The 14,704-nt window shown below is 74.9% G+C and carries 13 protein-coding genes; 8 read left to right on the forward strand and 5 right to left on the reverse strand.

Translation table 11 applies throughout. From position 1 onward, the window contains the following. Positions 1-152: 152 nt before the first annotated feature. Positions 153-833, reverse strand: a complete 681-nt coding sequence (locus ACGF5G_RS03700) for a TIGR03089 family protein (RefSeq protein WP_393258703.1) — start codon at positions 831-833, stop codon at positions 153-155. 149 nt (positions 834-982) lie between these two features. On the opposite strand from ACGF5G_RS03700, the gene ACGF5G_RS03705 reads away from it, so the two are divergent. Together ACGF5G_RS03705 and ACGF5G_RS03710 are read left to right on the forward strand one after the other, a co-directional pair. Then, positions 983-2,128, forward strand: coding sequence for a glycosyltransferase family 1 protein (locus ACGF5G_RS03705; RefSeq protein WP_357462467.1), 1,146 nt, complete (start codon positions 983-985; stop codon positions 2,126-2,128). Positions 2,129-2,190: 62 nt separating this feature from the next. After that, on the forward strand, positions 2,191-3,282 hold the full coding sequence (locus tag ACGF5G_RS03710; RefSeq protein WP_357692357.1) for a sugar phosphate nucleotidyltransferase: 1,092 nt from the start codon (positions 2,191-2,193) through the stop codon (positions 3,280-3,282). Here ACGF5G_RS03710 and ACGF5G_RS03715 read toward each other — a convergent pair. After that, entirely contained in the window at positions 3,251-3,877 is a 627-nt protein-coding gene (locus tag ACGF5G_RS03715) for an NUDIX hydrolase (protein ID WP_393258705.1), read from the reverse strand. The genes ACGF5G_RS03710 and ACGF5G_RS03715 overlap by 32 nt on opposite strands. Positions 3,878-3,916: 39 nt before the next feature. On the opposite strand from ACGF5G_RS03715, the gene ACGF5G_RS03720 reads away from it, so the two are divergent. After that, positions 3,917-4,951: a hypothetical protein gene (locus tag ACGF5G_RS03720; protein WP_393258706.1), complete on the forward strand. Its 1,035-nt coding sequence runs from the start codon at positions 3,917-3,919 to the stop codon at positions 4,949-4,951. A gap of 308 nt (positions 4,952-5,259) precedes the next feature. Beyond that, positions 5,260-6,264 (forward strand): transcriptional regulator, encoded by a 1,005-nt coding sequence (locus ACGF5G_RS03725; protein ID WP_393258708.1) that lies wholly within the window; start codon positions 5,260-5,262, stop codon positions 6,262-6,264. An 86-nt stretch (positions 6,265-6,350) separates the two neighbouring features. On the opposite strand, the gene ACGF5G_RS03730 is transcribed toward ACGF5G_RS03725, so the two are convergent. After that, positions 6,351-7,439, reverse strand: a complete 1,089-nt coding sequence (locus tag ACGF5G_RS03730; protein ID WP_393258709.1) for a coenzyme F420-0:L-glutamate ligase — start codon at positions 7,437-7,439, stop codon at positions 6,351-6,353. Further along, positions 7,436-8,419 carry a 2-phospho-L-lactate transferase gene (gene cofD / locus ACGF5G_RS03735; protein WP_393258711.1) on the reverse strand — a complete coding sequence of 328 codons (984 nt, stop codon included), beginning with the start codon at positions 8,417-8,419 and terminating at the stop codon, positions 7,436-7,438. Before cofD ends, ACGF5G_RS03730 begins: the two co-directional genes overlap by 4 nt. Before the next feature lie 99 nt (positions 8,420-8,518). Here cofD and ACGF5G_RS03740 point away from each other — a divergent pair, with 99 nt between their 5' ends. The 3 genes from ACGF5G_RS03740 to ACGF5G_RS03750 all read left to right on the forward strand — a co-directional run bounded on the left by ACGF5G_RS03740 (position 8,519) and on the right by ACGF5G_RS03750 (position 13,497). Then, complete coding sequence (locus ACGF5G_RS03740) at positions 8,519-9,454, forward strand: hypothetical protein (protein WP_393258713.1); 936 nt, start codon at positions 8,519-8,521, stop codon at positions 9,452-9,454. 267 nt (positions 9,455-9,721) lie between these two features. Next, entirely contained in the window at positions 9,722-12,229 is a 2,508-nt protein-coding gene (locus tag ACGF5G_RS03745; RefSeq protein ID WP_393258715.1) for a bifunctional FO biosynthesis protein CofGH, read from the forward strand. A 1,010-nt stretch (positions 12,230-13,239) separates the two neighbouring features. Then, positions 13,240-13,497 (forward strand): WhiB family transcriptional regulator, encoded by a 258-nt coding sequence (locus ACGF5G_RS03750; RefSeq protein ID WP_007455784.1) that lies wholly within the window; start codon positions 13,240-13,242, stop codon positions 13,495-13,497. 137 nt (positions 13,498-13,634) lie between these two features. Here ACGF5G_RS03750 and ACGF5G_RS03755 read toward each other — a convergent pair whose 3' ends face one another. Continuing rightward, a complete protein-coding gene (locus ACGF5G_RS03755) occupies positions 13,635-14,084 on the reverse strand; it encodes a metallopeptidase family protein (protein WP_089001916.1) in 450 nt (149 codons plus the stop codon). A 155-nt stretch (positions 14,085-14,239) separates the two neighbouring features. On the opposite strand from ACGF5G_RS03755, the gene ACGF5G_RS03760 reads away from it, so the two are divergent. After that, a complete protein-coding gene (locus ACGF5G_RS03760; protein WP_393258717.1) occupies positions 14,240-14,608 on the forward strand; it encodes a DUF3499 domain-containing protein in 369 nt (122 codons plus the stop codon). Positions 14,609-14,704: the final 96 nt, after the last annotated feature.

The raw sequence follows: 14,704 nt of genomic DNA on the forward strand, positions 1-14,704 counted from the left end.
CGCCCATATCGAGGGCAGCAACTGCAAGATCGGCGCGGGCGCGGGCGCGGGCGCGGGCGCGGGCGCGGGCGCGGGCGCGGGCGCGGGCGCGGGGGCAGGGGCGGTGCGGGCGCGGGGGCGGCGCGGGCGCGGGCGCGGTGCGGGGGCGGGGGTCAGGTCAGGGTCTGGGTGACCTTTTCCGTTGCGGCGCGGGAGGCGGCGCGGGAGCGGTCGAGGTTGGCGCAGAGGACCGAGCTGGCGCCGGCCGCCAGCGGGGCGAGCAGCCAGTCGACCGGGTCGGGGTGCGCCCCCGTGTCGACCAGGACGCGGTCGTCGCGGGCGATGCCCAGCTCGCCCGCGCGCCGCCGCGCGCACTCCACCAGCTCCTCGCCGCCGGCGGCGTACGGGGTGAAGTGGTCCCCGTGCGCGCGCACCTCCGAGACGTAGTCGGCGAAGCCGGGCGGCACCTGCCGCATCGGCAGGGCGAACGGGTCGAGGGCGAGGACGTACCGCTCGCCGGCCGACCAGGCGTCCGCCTCGGCGAGCCGCGTGACGGCGGCGAAGAGCACCTCCACGTCGCCCGGCGTGTCGGCCACCCGTAGCCCGGCCGACCAGCATCCGAGCAGCACCGCCGCGGTCTGCCAGTGCGGCGGGAGCAGCACCCCGGCCGTGTCGCCGGGGCCCACGGCCACCTCGTCCACGAGCAGGTTGGCCGTCTTGGCCACCCAGTTCGCCAGCGTCGCGCCGGAGAGTTCGGTCCGCTCGCCGGTGGCGTCGTCGTACCAGGTCAGCAGCGGTCGGGTCGGGTCGGGCGCGATCGCGTCGGCGAATACCCGGGCAATGTTGTCGGCCATCGGCGCGAACGATACGCCCCCGTCGGCCGTACTCGAAGACAACGACAAGTCGGCGTACCGTCGGGTCGCAGTCAGCGTCCGACCCGGGCTCCGGCGTAGGCTTGCCCGGAGTGTTGTTTCCCACAGATCGCAGTGCAAGGAGTCGCCCCGTGACCGCCGGTCGCCCGCCCCGTGTGCTCATCGACGCCACGAGTGTCCCCGCCGACCGTGGCGGTGTCGGTCGATACGTCGACGGCCTGCTCGGCGCCCTCGGCAAGGTGTGCGGGTCGGGGGTGGAGCTGGCCGTGGTCAGCCTCCGCACCGACCTTGAGCGCTACACCCGGATGCTGCCCGGCGCGGAGATCATCCCCGCCCCGGCCGCCGTCGCGCACCGCCCCGCCCGGCTCGCCTGGGAGCAGACCGGCCTGCCGCTGCTCGCCCAGCAGGTGGGCGCGCAGGTGCTGCACTCGCCCTTCTACACCTGCCCGCTGCGCGCCGGCTGCCCGGTCACGGTGACCGTGCACGACGCGACGTTCTTCACCGAGCCGGAGCACTACGACAAGTCCCGGCGCACGTTCTTCCGCAGCGCCATCAAGACCTCCCTGCGCCGCGCCGACCGGGTGATCGTGCCGAGCAAGGCCACCCGCGACGAGCTGATCCGGCTGCTCGACGCCGACCCGACCCGGATCGACGTCGCCTACCACGGGGTCGACCACGCCGCCTTCCACGCGCCCAGCGAGGAGGAGAAGGCCCGGGTCCGCGCCCGGCTGGGGCTCGGCGGCAGCAGCTACGTCGCCTTCCTCGGGGCCAAGGAGCCGCGCAAGAACGTGCCCAACCTGATCCGCGGCTGGGCCCGGGCGGTGGCCGACCGGGAGGACCCGCCGGCCCTGGTGGTCGCCGGCGGCCAGGGGCACGACGACGACATCGACCGCGCGGTGGCGGAGGTGCCGTCGCACCTGCGGCTGCTGCGCCCGGGCTACCTCCGCTACGCGGACCTGCCCGGCTTCCTCGGCGGGGCGCTGGTGGCCGCCTACCCGTCCTACGGGGAGGGTTTCGGCCTGCCGATCCTGGAGGCGATGGCGTGCGCCGCGCCGGTGCTCACCACGCCCCGGCTGTCGCTGCCGGAGGTGGGCGGCGACGCGGTGGCGTACACCAGCGAGGCCCCCGACCAGATCGCCGCCGACCTGGCCGCGTTGCTCGACGACGAGCAGCGGCGGTTGTCCCTGGCCAAGGCCGGTTTCGACCGGGCCAAGGAGTTCACCTGGGAGTCCAGCGCCGAGGTGCACATCGCCGCCTGGAGCCGGGCGCGCGCCTGATCCCGGAGCGGCGGGGTGGCAACCCGGCGTCCGGGCGGGCCCGGTTCGGGCATGATGTGCTGATGCTCTACGCCGTCATCCCGGCGGGTGGCAGCGGCACGAGGTTGTGGCCGCTGTCCCGCGCCGGCCACCCCAAGTTCCTCCACCCGCTGACCGGTTCCGCCGCCTCGCTGCTCCAGGCCACGGTCGAGCGGCTGGGCCCGCTGACCACCGCCGAGCGCACCCTGGTGGTCACCGGGACCGCGCACGTCGCGGCGGTGGCGCGCCAGCTGGCCGGGCTGCCGGAGGAGAACATCCTGGTCGAGCCGTCGCCCCGGGACTCCTGCGCGGCGATCGCCCTGGCCGCCGCCGTCATCGCGCGGCGCGACCCGGAGGCGGTGATGGGCTCCTTCGCGGCCGACCACCTGATCGGCGACCCGGAGCGGTGGCGGGAGGTCGTCCGGGAGGCGGTACGCGGCGCCGAGCAGGGCCTGCTGATGACGGTGGGCATCACCCCGACGCGGGCCGAGACCGGCTACGGCTACCTCCAGACCGGCGACCCGGTCGACGGCGGCCCGCTGCGCCCGGTCGCCGAGTTCAAGGAGAAGCCGAGCGCCGAGGTGGCGGAGGCGTACCTGCGCTCCGGGCGGCACCTCTGGAACGCCAGCATGTTCGTCTGGCGGGTCGACGTGTTCCTCGCCGAGCTGGCCCGCCAGCAGCCCGCCCTGCACGCCGGGATCGTCGCGATCGCCGAGGCGTGGGGCACCGAGGGGCAGGACGACGTGCTCGGCACGGTCTGGCCGACGCTGCCGAAGATCTCCGTCGACTACGCGGTGATGGAGGGCGCGGCGACCGCCGGGCGGGTGGCCACGGTGCCGGGCGACTTCGGCTGGAACGACGTCGGCGACTTCCACACGCTGGGCGAGGTGCTGCCGGCCGACCCGGACGGCAACGTGGTGCTCGGCGGCGACGCCAAGCCGGGGGTGCTGCTGCGGGACAGCTCCGGGCTGGTGGTGGTGCCGCACTCCGGGCGGCTGGTGGCCACCGTCGGAGTGCACGACCTGATCGTCGTCGACACCCCGGACGCGCTGCTGGTCTGCCCGCGCGACCGGGCGCAGGACGTCAAGAAGATCGTCGACGAGCTCAAGGAGCGGGGCGAAGAGGGGCTCGTCTGAGCGTCGCCAGGGCCGGGGCGACCAGCTTCGCCGTCCCCCCGGCCAGCGGCTCCGGCAGGTGGTCCGGCGGGAACCAGGCCAGCGCCTCGGACTCGTCGCTGACCCGTTCCGTCGCGGCGGGCGGGGCGAGGACGGCGAACCGGACGTCGTAGTGCAGGGAGCCGCCCTGGCAGTTCACCGGGTGGATGTCCACGTCGATCGGGACCGGGTCGATCCGCAGGCCCGCGATCCCGGACTCCTCGCCGGCCTCGCGCAGGGCGGCGCCGGCGAGGGTCCGGTCGGCCGGCTCGCAGTGCCCGCCGAGCTGCACCCACTTCCGGAACTTGCCGTGCAGGCAGAGCAGCACCCGCGAGCCGGTGGCGTCGAGCACCAGCGCGCTCGCCGTGACGTGACCGGCCCGGTGCGCCCGGCTCATCGCCACCGGCCCGGCGGCCAGTAGCCGCACGGTGCGGTCCCGGGCCTCGGCGGCGGCCGGGCCGGTCGGGGCCCAGCGCTCCAGCGTGGCGACGGCGTCGGCGTGCAGCGTCGCGTACACCTCGGCGTCCGTCAGCGGCGACGTCCGGGGGTCGGTGGCGGCGGCGGGGGATTCGGGCATGCCGACACTGTACGAGCCGGCGCTTCGTACCCTGGCCGGGTGACCCTGCGACTGCTGGAATTCGTCGTGGCCGGCAACGAGGCCAGCGACCTGCTGCCGGTGCGCTCCGTGGCGTTGCTGCGCGCACACGGCGCCCGGCGCGGCTTCTGGACGGTGCTCGACGAGGGGCCGGTGGAGCGCTGCCTGGCCCTGCTGCTGGAGCGCGACGACGGCGAGTGGGTCGCCCGGCACGTGACCGCCGACGCCGGGGCCGAGAACGGCCGGACGGAGGACGGCGAGGCCCTGGCCCACCACGACGGCTGGGTCTACGTCTTCGGCTCGCACTTCGGCTCGAAGGGCGGCCCGCTGCGCCCGCGACGCGCCTTCGTGGCCCGGTTCCGGGAGGACGACGCGGCGGGTGGCGCGCTGCCGGTGCAGGTGGTGCGCAACCGGTTCCGGCTGCACCGGGCGGTCAACGACGCGCTGCTCAAGGCGCCGTTCACCCCGCTGCCGCCGGGCGCGCGGGTGCGGGCCCGGTTCATCGGGGAGACCGTCGCGCGCGGCACCGCCCGGTCGAAGGGCTGGGTCAGCCGTCTCGTCCCCGACGACCTGCCGCTGAACGTCGAGGCTGCCGCCTTCACGCCGGCCGGCAGCGTCCTGATCGGACTCCGCTTCCCGGTCACGGCTGACGGCGACCCGATCCTGGTCGAGCTGACCGGTGTGCCGGGCATGTTCGACCCCGTGCCGACCTGGCCGGAGGCGGTGGGCGCGTACGTGTTGACCGGGGTGACCCCGCCCGGCGCGCTCGCCGGCTTCCGGGCGATCGCCCCCACCGACGACGGCGGCTACGCGGCGGTCGTCGGGTCCATCGACGCGCTCGGCAAGGGCTCGGTGCTGCTCGACGACCACCCGACCGGCGGGGACGTCACCTCCCGGCACGTCCGGTTCCCGCCGCCCGGCGACGGGCATCTGGTCCCCGGTGAGCTGGTGGCCGACCTGGCGCCGTTCCACCACGTGGAGGGGCTGGCCGAGCTGGACGGGAGCAGCTTCTACGTCACCGACGAGGACCACCGCGTGGCGCTCTGGGTGGGGTGAACGGGCGGGCGCCGGCCGACGCGGGGAGCCACGGCGGGCCGGCGGCCGGACAGCACCTCTGCGGAGCAGGCCCGCAGACCCTCGTGGTGCCGCCCGGCCCCCGGTCCTCCCCGTCCCCCAGGGCGCCCCGGTCCGCGAACGCGTCGCCGACGCGCTCGTCCCCGTGTGCGGGCAGTGGAAGCATGCCCAACCCCCACCATGGACGTCGAGGTTTTTCAGCTCAGGCTTAAAGACGGAGATAAGTGCCGCCCGGGTAGGCTGCAACGGTCACCCGGCATCCCCTCGGCCGGGCGACACGGGAGCACTCCATGCTGAAGATCTATTTCTCCGCCGAGGACATCCTCCGGACCCGGGTGGCTCCGGCGGCGGACCCGGTGTGGGAACTGATCCTCAGTCTGCACCTGCTGCCGGGTCGCGGCCGGGACCCACTGCTGGCGGGCTGGCGACGCAGCGTGACCCGGGCACTGCGCCAGGGCATCGGGTCCCCCGGCCTGAGGCTCCTCCTGTCGCTCAATCCGCCCCGCGGCTACTTCCCCGACTTCCTCACCCCCTACCAGAGCGTGTCCGGGTTCGAGGCCGGCATGGAGGCGGTCCGGAGCACTCCCGTGTCGCTACTGCAACGCGACCTGTCGCTGCTCGCCACCGGCCACACCCTGCCGGCCGGCGCCGCCGCGGTGGCCCGGGGCGAGCCGGACATGCTGCGCGACCTGACGGGCGCGATGGCGCAGTACCGCGACCTGGCGATCGACCCGTACTGGGCCCGGATCCAGGCGGCCGTGGAGGCCGACCGGTCCCGGCGGGCCCGGGCGCTGCTCGACGGCGGGGTGGAGGGGCTGCTGGCCAGCCTGCGGCCCGCCATGCACTGGGAGTCCGGGGTGCTCCAGGTCCGCGGCTACCCGCACAGTCGCGAGCTGCACCTGGACGGGCGCGGCCTGCTGCTGGTGCCCTCGTTCTTCTGCGCGCCCACCCCGGTGGCCCTGCTCGACCCGGCGCTGCCCCCGGTCCTGGTCTACCCGGTGGACCGGCTGGGCGGGCTGCTGCCGGCACCCGCCGAGGGCGCCGGCCCGGGCACGCCGGACACCGGACGGGAGGCGCTGGCCGCGCTGCTCGGCCGCACCCGGGCCGCCGTGCTGGCGGTCAGCGACGACGGCTGCACCACCGGGGAGGTGGCCCGCCGGCTGAACATCTCACCGGCCGCCGCCAGCCAGCACACCACCGTGCTGCGCAATGCCGGCCTGCTGGTCAGCCACCGCGACCGCAACAGCGTCCTGCACACCCTCACCCCGCTGGGGCGGGCGATGCTCAACTCCTGAGCGCCGAGCCCACTTCCGCGCCCCGCGCCGTCCACCTTGCACCCGCGCCGCACAGGCGGGGCGGGGAACCGGGGGCGGGAGGCCCGTCAGAGGGCCAGGCAGGCGGCGGCGGGGGCGCCGGCGGGCGGGGGGAGCGGGAGCGAGGCGACGCCCTCCGCCGCCAGGGCGGAGCGCAGGCGGTGCAGGTCGGCGCCGAAGCGGACCAGCTCGGCCGGGCCGGCCGGGGCGGCCGGGGAGCCGAGCACCAGCGCCGTCGCCTCCGCCGGCCAGCCGGGCACGGCGGTGACCATCCCGGCGCGTACGGCCTCGTCGGTGACCAGGGTGAACTCCGTGCCGGGCGCGACCACGCCGGCGACCGCGGCGATCGCCCGCCGCACCGCGTCCCGGTCGGGCGGAGTCGGGTTGGGGGCGTCCGGCAGGGTGGCGGCGGCGGCCAGCCCGGCCGCCCTCGCCTCGGCGGTGCCCAGCGAGAAGAGGTCCATCGTGGCGTCCCGGACCAGCGTCGCCGCACCGGCGCCGTCGTCCGGCCGGGGCGCGGTGAGGTAGCCGCGCACCACGGCGACCGGGACCTGGTCGCACTTGCCCTTGATCAGCTCGCCCGCGCCGGCCAGCTCGTCCACGACCGCCATCTGGGTGAGCTGGAGTTCGTTGCCGTACGGGTCGACCTCGCCCCGGTGGTCGCGGATCGCTTCCATGCCGGCGACGCCGAGCGCCACGTCGGTGAGCCCGTTGCGCCAGGGCCGGCCCATCGTGTCGGTGATGATCACCGCGACGTCGACGTGGTAGCGGTCGCGCAGGGCGGCGCGCAGCGCCCGGGCCGAGGCGTCCGGGTCCGCCGGGAGCAGCACCAGCCGGGTCTTGTCGACGTTCGAGGCGTCGATCCCGGCCGAGGCCATCACGAAGCCGTGGTGGGTCTGCACGATCCGGGTCGCGCCCCGGGTCGCCACCACCCGCGCCGTCTCGGCGGCCAGCACCTCGTCCCGCGCGGCGAGCCGCTCCGGCCCGTCCGCCGGAACGTCCACCAGCCGCCCCTCCGACTTCGAGACGATCTTGCTGGTCACCACCAGCACGTCGCCGTCGCGCAGCCACGGCGCGGCGTTCGCGATCAGGGCGGCCAGGTCGTCGCCCTCGGACACGTGACCGATGCCCGGCACCGGCAGGATCTCCAGCCTCATGTCAGCTCCAGTGCGGCGCGGACCATGGCCGCCGTCGCCGTCTCGTCGGTCATCAGCAGCGGCACCGCGCGCACCGTCACCTCCGGCACCACGACGTCGGCGTCCTCCTCGGCGACCAGCCAGCCGTCGAGCAGCCCGCCGGCCGCCCGGCCGCCGTAGAGCCGGCCCACCCCGGCCGCGCTGCACTCGACCCCGAGCACCTCCAGGCAGCGGTCCGCCATGCCGCGCACCGGCGCGCCGCCGATGATCGGCGAGACGCCGACGACCGGGGCGGGGCCGTCGGCGACCGCCTCGCGCAGCCCGGGCACGGCCAGGATCGGGGCGATGCTCACCACGGGGTTGCTCGGCGCGATCAGCACCACGTCGGCCCCGGCGATCGCCGCCACGACGCCGGGCGCCGGCTTCGCCGTCTCCGCGCCGACGAAGACGAACCGGTGGGTGGGGACGTTCCCGCGGTGGCGCACCCACCACTCCTGGAAGTGGATCGCCCGTTGGCCGCCGTCGGGCCCGTCCGCGCCGGACTCGCCCGCGACCGCCGGCCCGCTCACCACCACGTGCGTCTCCAGACGGTCGTCGGTCGCCGGCAGCAGGCGTACGCCCGGCTGCCAGCGGGTGGCGAGCGCCTCGGTGACCGCGTGGAGCGGGTAGCCGGCGTTGAGCATGGTCGTGCGCACCAGGTGGGTGGCGACGTCCCGGTCGCCGAGCCCGAACCAGGTCGGCTCGGCGCCGTACGCGGCCAGTTCCTGCTTGACCGTCCAGCTCTCGTCGACGCGGCCCCAGCCCCGCTCGGGGTCGGCGCCGCCACCCAGCGTGTACATGACGCTGTCCAGGTCGGGGCAGACCTTGAGCCCGTGCAGGAACAGGTCGTCGCCGACGTTGACCACGGCGGTCACCTCGGCGCCGACCTCGCGGGCGTACGCCCGGACGCCGAGCAGGAAGCGGGCGCCCCCGATGCCGCCCGTCAGAACCACGATGCGCATGCCGAACATCCTCGCGCACGAGCCGCCTCGGATCCGCCGCTGGCCCGGGAGACTAGGCTCACGTCGGCAACTGTCCGCTTTCGCCCCAAGGGGGATCCCGTGACCAGCCCCGCCGAGCCCGCGTCCACCGACGCGACGCAGGCCAGCCAACTGACCAAGCCGCTGCGGGAACTCGCCGCGTTCGTGCTCCTCGGTGCGAACGCCGTGTTCCTCTTCGTCGGCCTGATCCGGTTGCTGACGCCGGCCGAGTACGTACCCTTCGCGGGCCGGGCGGGCAACGCCTTCCCCGCCTTCGTCGGCATCGAGACGGTGGCCCTGCCGCTGCTGGCCGTGCTGCTCGCCACGCACGTGCGCCCTCCGGCGCCGAAGGCGAAACTGATCACCCAGGTCGCCCTCGGCGAGTACGCGGTCAGCGCGCTGTTCGGCGTGCTGACCTTCCTGGTCTGGACGCTCGACCTGCTCTCCGAGGGCCAGGTCCTCGACGCCTTCCTCGGCCTGCTCTCCCGGGTGGCCTGGCTGGGGCTTCTCGCGCTCGCCGCGTTCGTCGTCTTCAAGATCTGGCGCACCCTGTACTACGTCCCGAAGCCGAAGGCCCAGCCCGGCGTGTACGGCCAGCCGCAGCCCGGTTGGCCGCAGCAGCAGGGCGGCTACCCGGCCCCGGGCCAGCCGGTCCCCGGTCAGCCGGGTCAGCCTGGCCAGCCGATCCCCGGTCAGCCGGGCGCCTGGCCGGCCCCCGGCCCGTACGGCGCCCCGTACGGCCAGCAGCCGGCGCCGTTCGGCGGCCCGCAGGCGACCCAGCCGTTCCACCCGGCGCCGCAGCCGGGCCCGCCGGCCGCCACCGCGCCGCAATCGGCGCCCCCGTTCGGGCCGTCGCCGACCGCCCCGCCGTTCGGGCCGCCGCCCTCGGCCGAACCGACCCAGGCGATCCCGCGCCAGTCCGTCGAGCCCACCCAGTCGATTCCGCGCCCCACCGACGGGGAGCCGGACCTCACCCAGCGCATCAACCCGGGCGACACTCCCGACGCCCCGCGCTGACCGGACGGCACCACCCGAGCGCCCCGCACGACCACGTGCGGGGCGCTCGCGTTTCCCGACGCCCGGCCCCCGGCACCCGGCGTCCGGCACTCGGCACCCGGCGTCCGGCACTCGGCACCCGGCGTCCGGTGCCCGACACCCGGCCGGGCGGTCGTGTCCGGCGTCCCGCTGGGCGGCCGGTCCGGCGGTGGGGCGAGGGTGCGTGCCCTTGTTCACGGTGTGGGCCGGGCGGGCGGGGTGCGGCCGGCGAGCGCTTAGGCTGGGCGGATGGTTGATCGCACCGAGCCCGGCCCGAGTGACGCGAGCGTGCGGCGGGCGCTGCGTCGGGCGGCGACCGGGCGGGCGCTCGACGTCGACGAGGCCACCGCGCTGCTGAGCGCCCGGGGCGACGCGCTGGACGAGCTGCTCGACGTCGCCGGCGCCGTCCGCGACGCCGGGCTGCGCGAGGCCGGGCGGCCGGGCGTGGTGACGTACTCGAAGAAGGTCTTCATCCCCCTTACCCGGCTGTGCCGGGACCGCTGCCACTACTGCACGTTCGCCACCGTGCCGCACCGGTTGCCGGCGGCGTTCCTCGACCGCGACGAGGTTCTCGCCATCGCGCGGGCGGGCGCGGCCCAGGGCTGCAAGGAGGCCCTGTTCACGCTCGGCGACCGGCCGGAGGAGCGCTGGCCGGCGGCCCGGCAGTGGCTGGACGAGCGCGGCTACGACTCCACCCTGGACTACCTGCGCGCCTGCGCGGTGGCGGTGCTGGAGGAGACCGGGCTGCTGCCGCACCTGAACCCGGGCGTGCTGTCCTGGTCGGAGTTGCAGCGGCTGAAGCCCGTCGCGCCCAGCATGGGGATGATGCTGGAGACCACGGCGACGCGGCTCTGGTCGGAGCCGGGCGGCCCGCACTTCGGCTCGCCGGACAAGGAGCCGGCGGTCCGGCTCCGGGTGCTCGACGACGCGGGCCGGGTCGGGGTGCCGTTCACCACCGGCATCCTGATCGGCATCGGCGAGACCCCCGCCGAGCGGGTCGACGCGATCTTTGCCATCCGGCGTGCCCACCGGGAGTACGGCCACCTCCAGGAGGTGATCGTGCAGAACTTCCGCGCCAAGCCGGACACGGCGATGCGCGGGATGCCCGACGCGGAGCTGCACGACCTGGCCGCCACGGTGGCGGTGGCCCGGGTGCTGCTCGGGCCGAAGGCCCGCATCCAGGCCCCGCCGAACCTCATCGAGGGCGAGTACGACCTGCTGCTGCGCGCCGGCATCGACGACTGGGGCGGGGTCTCCCCGCTGACCCCGGACCACGTCAACCCCGAGCGCCCCTGGCCCCAGCTGGACGAGCTGGCCCGGCAGACGGAGAAGTCCGGGTTCACCCTGCGCGAGCGGCTGACGATCTACCCCGAGTACGTGCGGGCCGGCGACCCGTGGCTCGACCCGCGCCTGCTGCCGCACGTCGGCGCGCTGGCCGACCCGGCGACCGGACTGGCCGTCGAGGCGGCGCGGCCGGTGGGCCGCCCCTGGCAGGAGCCCGACGAGACGTACGGCGGCCGGACCGACCTGCACGCCACCATCGACACCACCGGGCGCACCGGCGACCGGCGCGGCGACTTCGACCACGTCTACGGCGACTGGTCGGAGGTGGCCGGCAAGGTCACCGCCGGGGGCGGGGGCGGAACCGACCGCGACCTGCGGGCCGGGCTGCGGCTGGCCGCCGACGACCCGGCGGCGCTGCTCGACCCGCGGCACGCCGACGCCGCGCTGGCGCTGTTCGCCGCCGACGGGCCGGCGCTCGACGAGCTGTGCCGGCTCGCCGACGCCGCCCGCCGGGCGGCGGTCGGCGACGACGTGACGTACGTGGTCAACCGCAACATCAACTTCAGCAACGTCTGCTACGTGGGCTGCCGGTTCTGCGCCTTCGCCCAGCGGGAGCGGGACGCCGACGCGTACCGGCTCTCGGTGGAGCAGGTCGCCGACCGGGCCGAGGAGGCGTGGGCGGCCGGCGCCAGCGAGGTCTGCCTCCAGGGCGGCATCGACCCGAAGCTGCCGGTGACCGTCTACGCCGACCTGGTCCGGGCGATCAAGGCGCGGGTGCCGGGGATGCACGTGCACGCGTTCTCCCCGATGGAGATCGTCACCGCCGCCGCGAAGGCCGGCGTGTCCGTGCGGGAGTGGCTGACCGGGCTGCGCGACGCCGGGCTGGACACCATCCCGGGCACCGCCGCGGAGATCCTCGACGACGACGTGCGCTGGGTGCTCACGAAGGGCAAGCTGCCGGCCGCCGCCTGGGTCGAGGTGGTCGGCACGGCCCACGAGCTGGGCATCCGGTCCAGCTCCACGATGATGTACGGCCACGTGGACCACCCCGCGCAGTGGCTCGCGCACTTCCGGGTGCTGGCCGGGTTGCAGGACCGCACCGGCGGCTTCACCGAGTTCGTGGCGCTGCCGTTCGTGCACACCAACGCCCCGATCTATCTGGCCGGCATCGCCCGTCCCGGGCCGACCTGGCGGGAGAACCGGGTGGTGCACGCGATGGCCCGGCTGTTGCTGCACGGCCGGATCGACAACATCCAGTGCTCCTGGGTGAAGCTCGGCGACGAGGGCACGGCGGCAATGCTGCGGGGCGGCTGCAACGACCTCGGCGGCACGCTGATGGAGGAGACGATCTCCCGGATGGCCGGTTCCGGCAACGGTTCGGCGCGTACCGAGGAGCAGTTGATCGCCATCGCGGCGGCTGCCGGACGCCCGGCCCGCAAGCGCACGACCGCGTACGGCCGCCCCCGGCCGTAGGGTCTTTCCCTGTTGCCGGCCGGGTGCCCGGCCGAGCCTCGATCCATTTCGCACGGTGGCTTCTTCGGGTTCGGCGACGACGTGCGATACGAGATCCATATCGACAACGACGGCGACGGGCGGGCGACGTCACCTACCGGTTCGAATTCACCACCGGGATCACGAATCCGAACGGCTTTCTCTGTCGCCGGGGCTGAGCGCCGCCGACGTGACGGCACCGTTCCTCCCCGACTTCCCGTAGCTGGGTACGGGTTCACCAACCCGCCGGCGTCCTCCTCGGTCCCGGCGGCGGCATCGGCACCCTGATCATCTACCCGGGACGGAGCCCGCACGGCCGGGAGATCGAGGTCGGTCGGGACGACGAGCCGCGTACGCACCCGAAGGGTCCGGGCGGGGCGTTCCACCGTCCACCCGGAGCTGCCCGCCGGCGTCCATACCGTCTGGTGGGACGATCGGCCGCCAGCCGGCCGGGTCGGCGGCACTGTCGGCCTGGTCGCCGATTTCACATGGCCGACCAGCGTGCCTCCGGCCTCCGACTGAGCCGGCCGGCGCCGCCCGCAGCAGCGCCCCGTCCACATTGTGGACGAGATGCGGTCGGTCGTTTCCGGCTCGGCGGGCGGTCGACGCGAACTCGGGTTAACCTTGTCCCCCACCAAGATCAACGATGTGGTGGGTGGTCTCTCGGGGGTCTCCATCGGCCTGTCCGGTCGGGCCGGCGGGGAAGCGCCACGGGAGAAAACTCGGGCAACTCGCCGGAGAGGGCGTTACTCGGCCGGGGTCTGAATCGATAGGGCAGGTTGCGAGGCCGGGCGGCCGGGTGGTCGTCCGGAGTGTTGTCGGGAGGGCGACTCCATTATCAAGTTCGGCTTGACGGCGCACGCATTACACGCGTGTAATTTGAATGGGGTTGTTCGCACGGTACGCAACAAATCGGGACCGGACGGACACGCGCGCCTTTCGCGTGGGGGGTTGCAGCGGCGATGACGCCGGTGCGCGACAAGGAGGCTTTGATGGACGGCCAGCTTGAGGTGGCCGACCTGCTCGGAAACGCGCCGGAGTGGCAGGAGCGGGCGCTCTGCTCGCAGACCGATCCGGAGGCGTTCTTCCCCGAGAAGGGCGGCTCGACCCGCGAGGCGAAGCGGATCTGCTCGCGCTGCGAGGTCAAGACGGAATGCCTCGAATACGCTCTCGGGCACGACGAGCGGTTCGGGATCTGGGGTGGGCTCTCGGAGCGGGAGCGGCGCAAGCTCAAGCGGCGGGCCGCCTGAGCGTTGCCGGGCCGGGGCGGTGGGGGCCGCCCGGCTCAGGCGCAGTCGAACCGGTCGCCGTTCGTGGCGGCATCCCGCGGGGCGGCTCAGGCGCAGTCGAACCCCTCGCCGTTCGTGGCGGCATCCGGCGGGGCGGCTCAGGCCAACTCGTCCGGGTCGACCCCGAGCAGGTTGGCCACCTGCTCGATGATCACGTCGTGCACGAGATCGGCGAGATCCTCGCGGTCCATGGCGCGGAACTCCAGCGGCCGGCGGTAGAGCACGATCCGTGGGGGCACCTCCTGCCGGCCGGGCCGGCCGGGCAGCAGCCGGGCGAGCGGCACCTCGCCGTCCTCCAGCACGTCGGAGTCGTAGACGTTCAGGTCCGGCGGGACGTCCTCCACCGCGAACTCGACCCCGGCCAACTCCTTGGCGAACCGCCGTTCCAGGGTCTCGACGGTGTCCAGCACGAGGTCGTCGAAGATCTCCGCCTTCGTCCGCGCCAGCGGCACCGTCGCCGGCACCAGCCGCCCGCGCAGGCCGCGCCCGTGCCGGTCACGGTGGGCGCGCCGGCCGGGGCCGGGGCGGCGGTGTTCCGGGCTTGTCATGAGGGACAGGTTAGCTCCCGCACCGACCTGGCCTGCGGCAGCGCGGCGGGTGTGGCGCGGCGCGGGTCGCGCCGGGCCGAATTGTGATCACCGTGACGGGCGTGTCGCAACGCGAAGCGGTGCGCCGGACCCGGTAATGGAGATACCCTGCCGCCGTGAGGTCACCACGGCGCTGCTCCCGTAACGGCTGCCCCCGGCAAGCGGTCGCCACGCTGACCTATGTCTACAACGAGTCGACAGCCGTGGTGGGGCCGCTGGCCGCCTTCGCCGAGCCGCACACCTACGACCTCTGCGAGCCGCACGCCCGCAGCCTGACCGCGCCCCGCGGTTGGGACGTGGTCCGGCACGAGGGCGAGTTCGAGCCCCCGCCGCCCACCACCGACGACCTGGTCGCGCTCGCCGAGGCCGTCCGCGAGGCCGCCCGCCCGGTGGCCCCCCGCCCACCAGAGGACGACGACAGCCTCAACACGGCCCCCCAGACGGGCCGCCGAGGCCACCTCCGCGTAATCCCCCCCACCCACTAACCCCACCCACCCCGCCTCCGCGCGCCCCCGCCTCCGCGCGTTGATCATGAAGTTGTTGGCATGCGCTTCGGCGTGTCGCCGCAACAACTTCATGAT

This window comes from Micromonospora sp. NPDC047730 (assembly GCF_043204765.1).
Classification (GTDB): Bacteria; Actinomycetota; Actinomycetes; order Mycobacteriales; family Micromonosporaceae; genus Micromonospora.

Coding starts and splice junctions, on each gene's coding strand:
- ACGF5G_RS03715 (WP_393258705.1), bottom strand. CDS start 3,877: ATGCCCGAATCCCCCGCCGCCGCCACCGACCCCCGGACGTCGCCGCTG.
- ACGF5G_RS03710 (WP_357692357.1), top strand. CDS start 2,191: ATGCTCTACGCCGTCATCCCGGCGGGTGGCAGCGGCACGAGGTTGTGG.
- ACGF5G_RS03725 (WP_393258708.1), top strand. CDS start 5,260: ATGCTGAAGATCTATTTCTCCGCCGAGGACATCCTCCGGACCCGGGTG.
- ACGF5G_RS03745 (WP_393258715.1), top strand. CDS start 9,722: ATGGTTGATCGCACCGAGCCCGGCCCGAGTGACGCGAGCGTGCGGCGG.
- ACGF5G_RS03750 (WP_007455784.1), top strand. CDS start 13,240: ATGGACGGCCAGCTTGAGGTGGCCGACCTGCTCGGAAACGCGCCGGAG.
- ACGF5G_RS03700 (WP_393258703.1), bottom strand. CDS start 833: ATGGCCGACAACATTGCCCGGGTATTCGCCGACGCGATCGCGCCCGAC.
- ACGF5G_RS03730 (WP_393258709.1), bottom strand. CDS start 7,439: ATGAGGCTGGAGATCCTGCCGGTGCCGGGCATCGGTCACGTGTCCGAG.
- ACGF5G_RS03755 (WP_089001916.1), bottom strand. CDS start 14,084: ATGACAAGCCCGGAACACCGCCGCCCCGGCCCCGGCCGGCGCGCCCAC.
- cofD (WP_393258711.1), bottom strand. CDS start 8,419: ATGCGCATCGTGGTTCTGACGGGCGGCATCGGGGGCGCCCGCTTCCTG.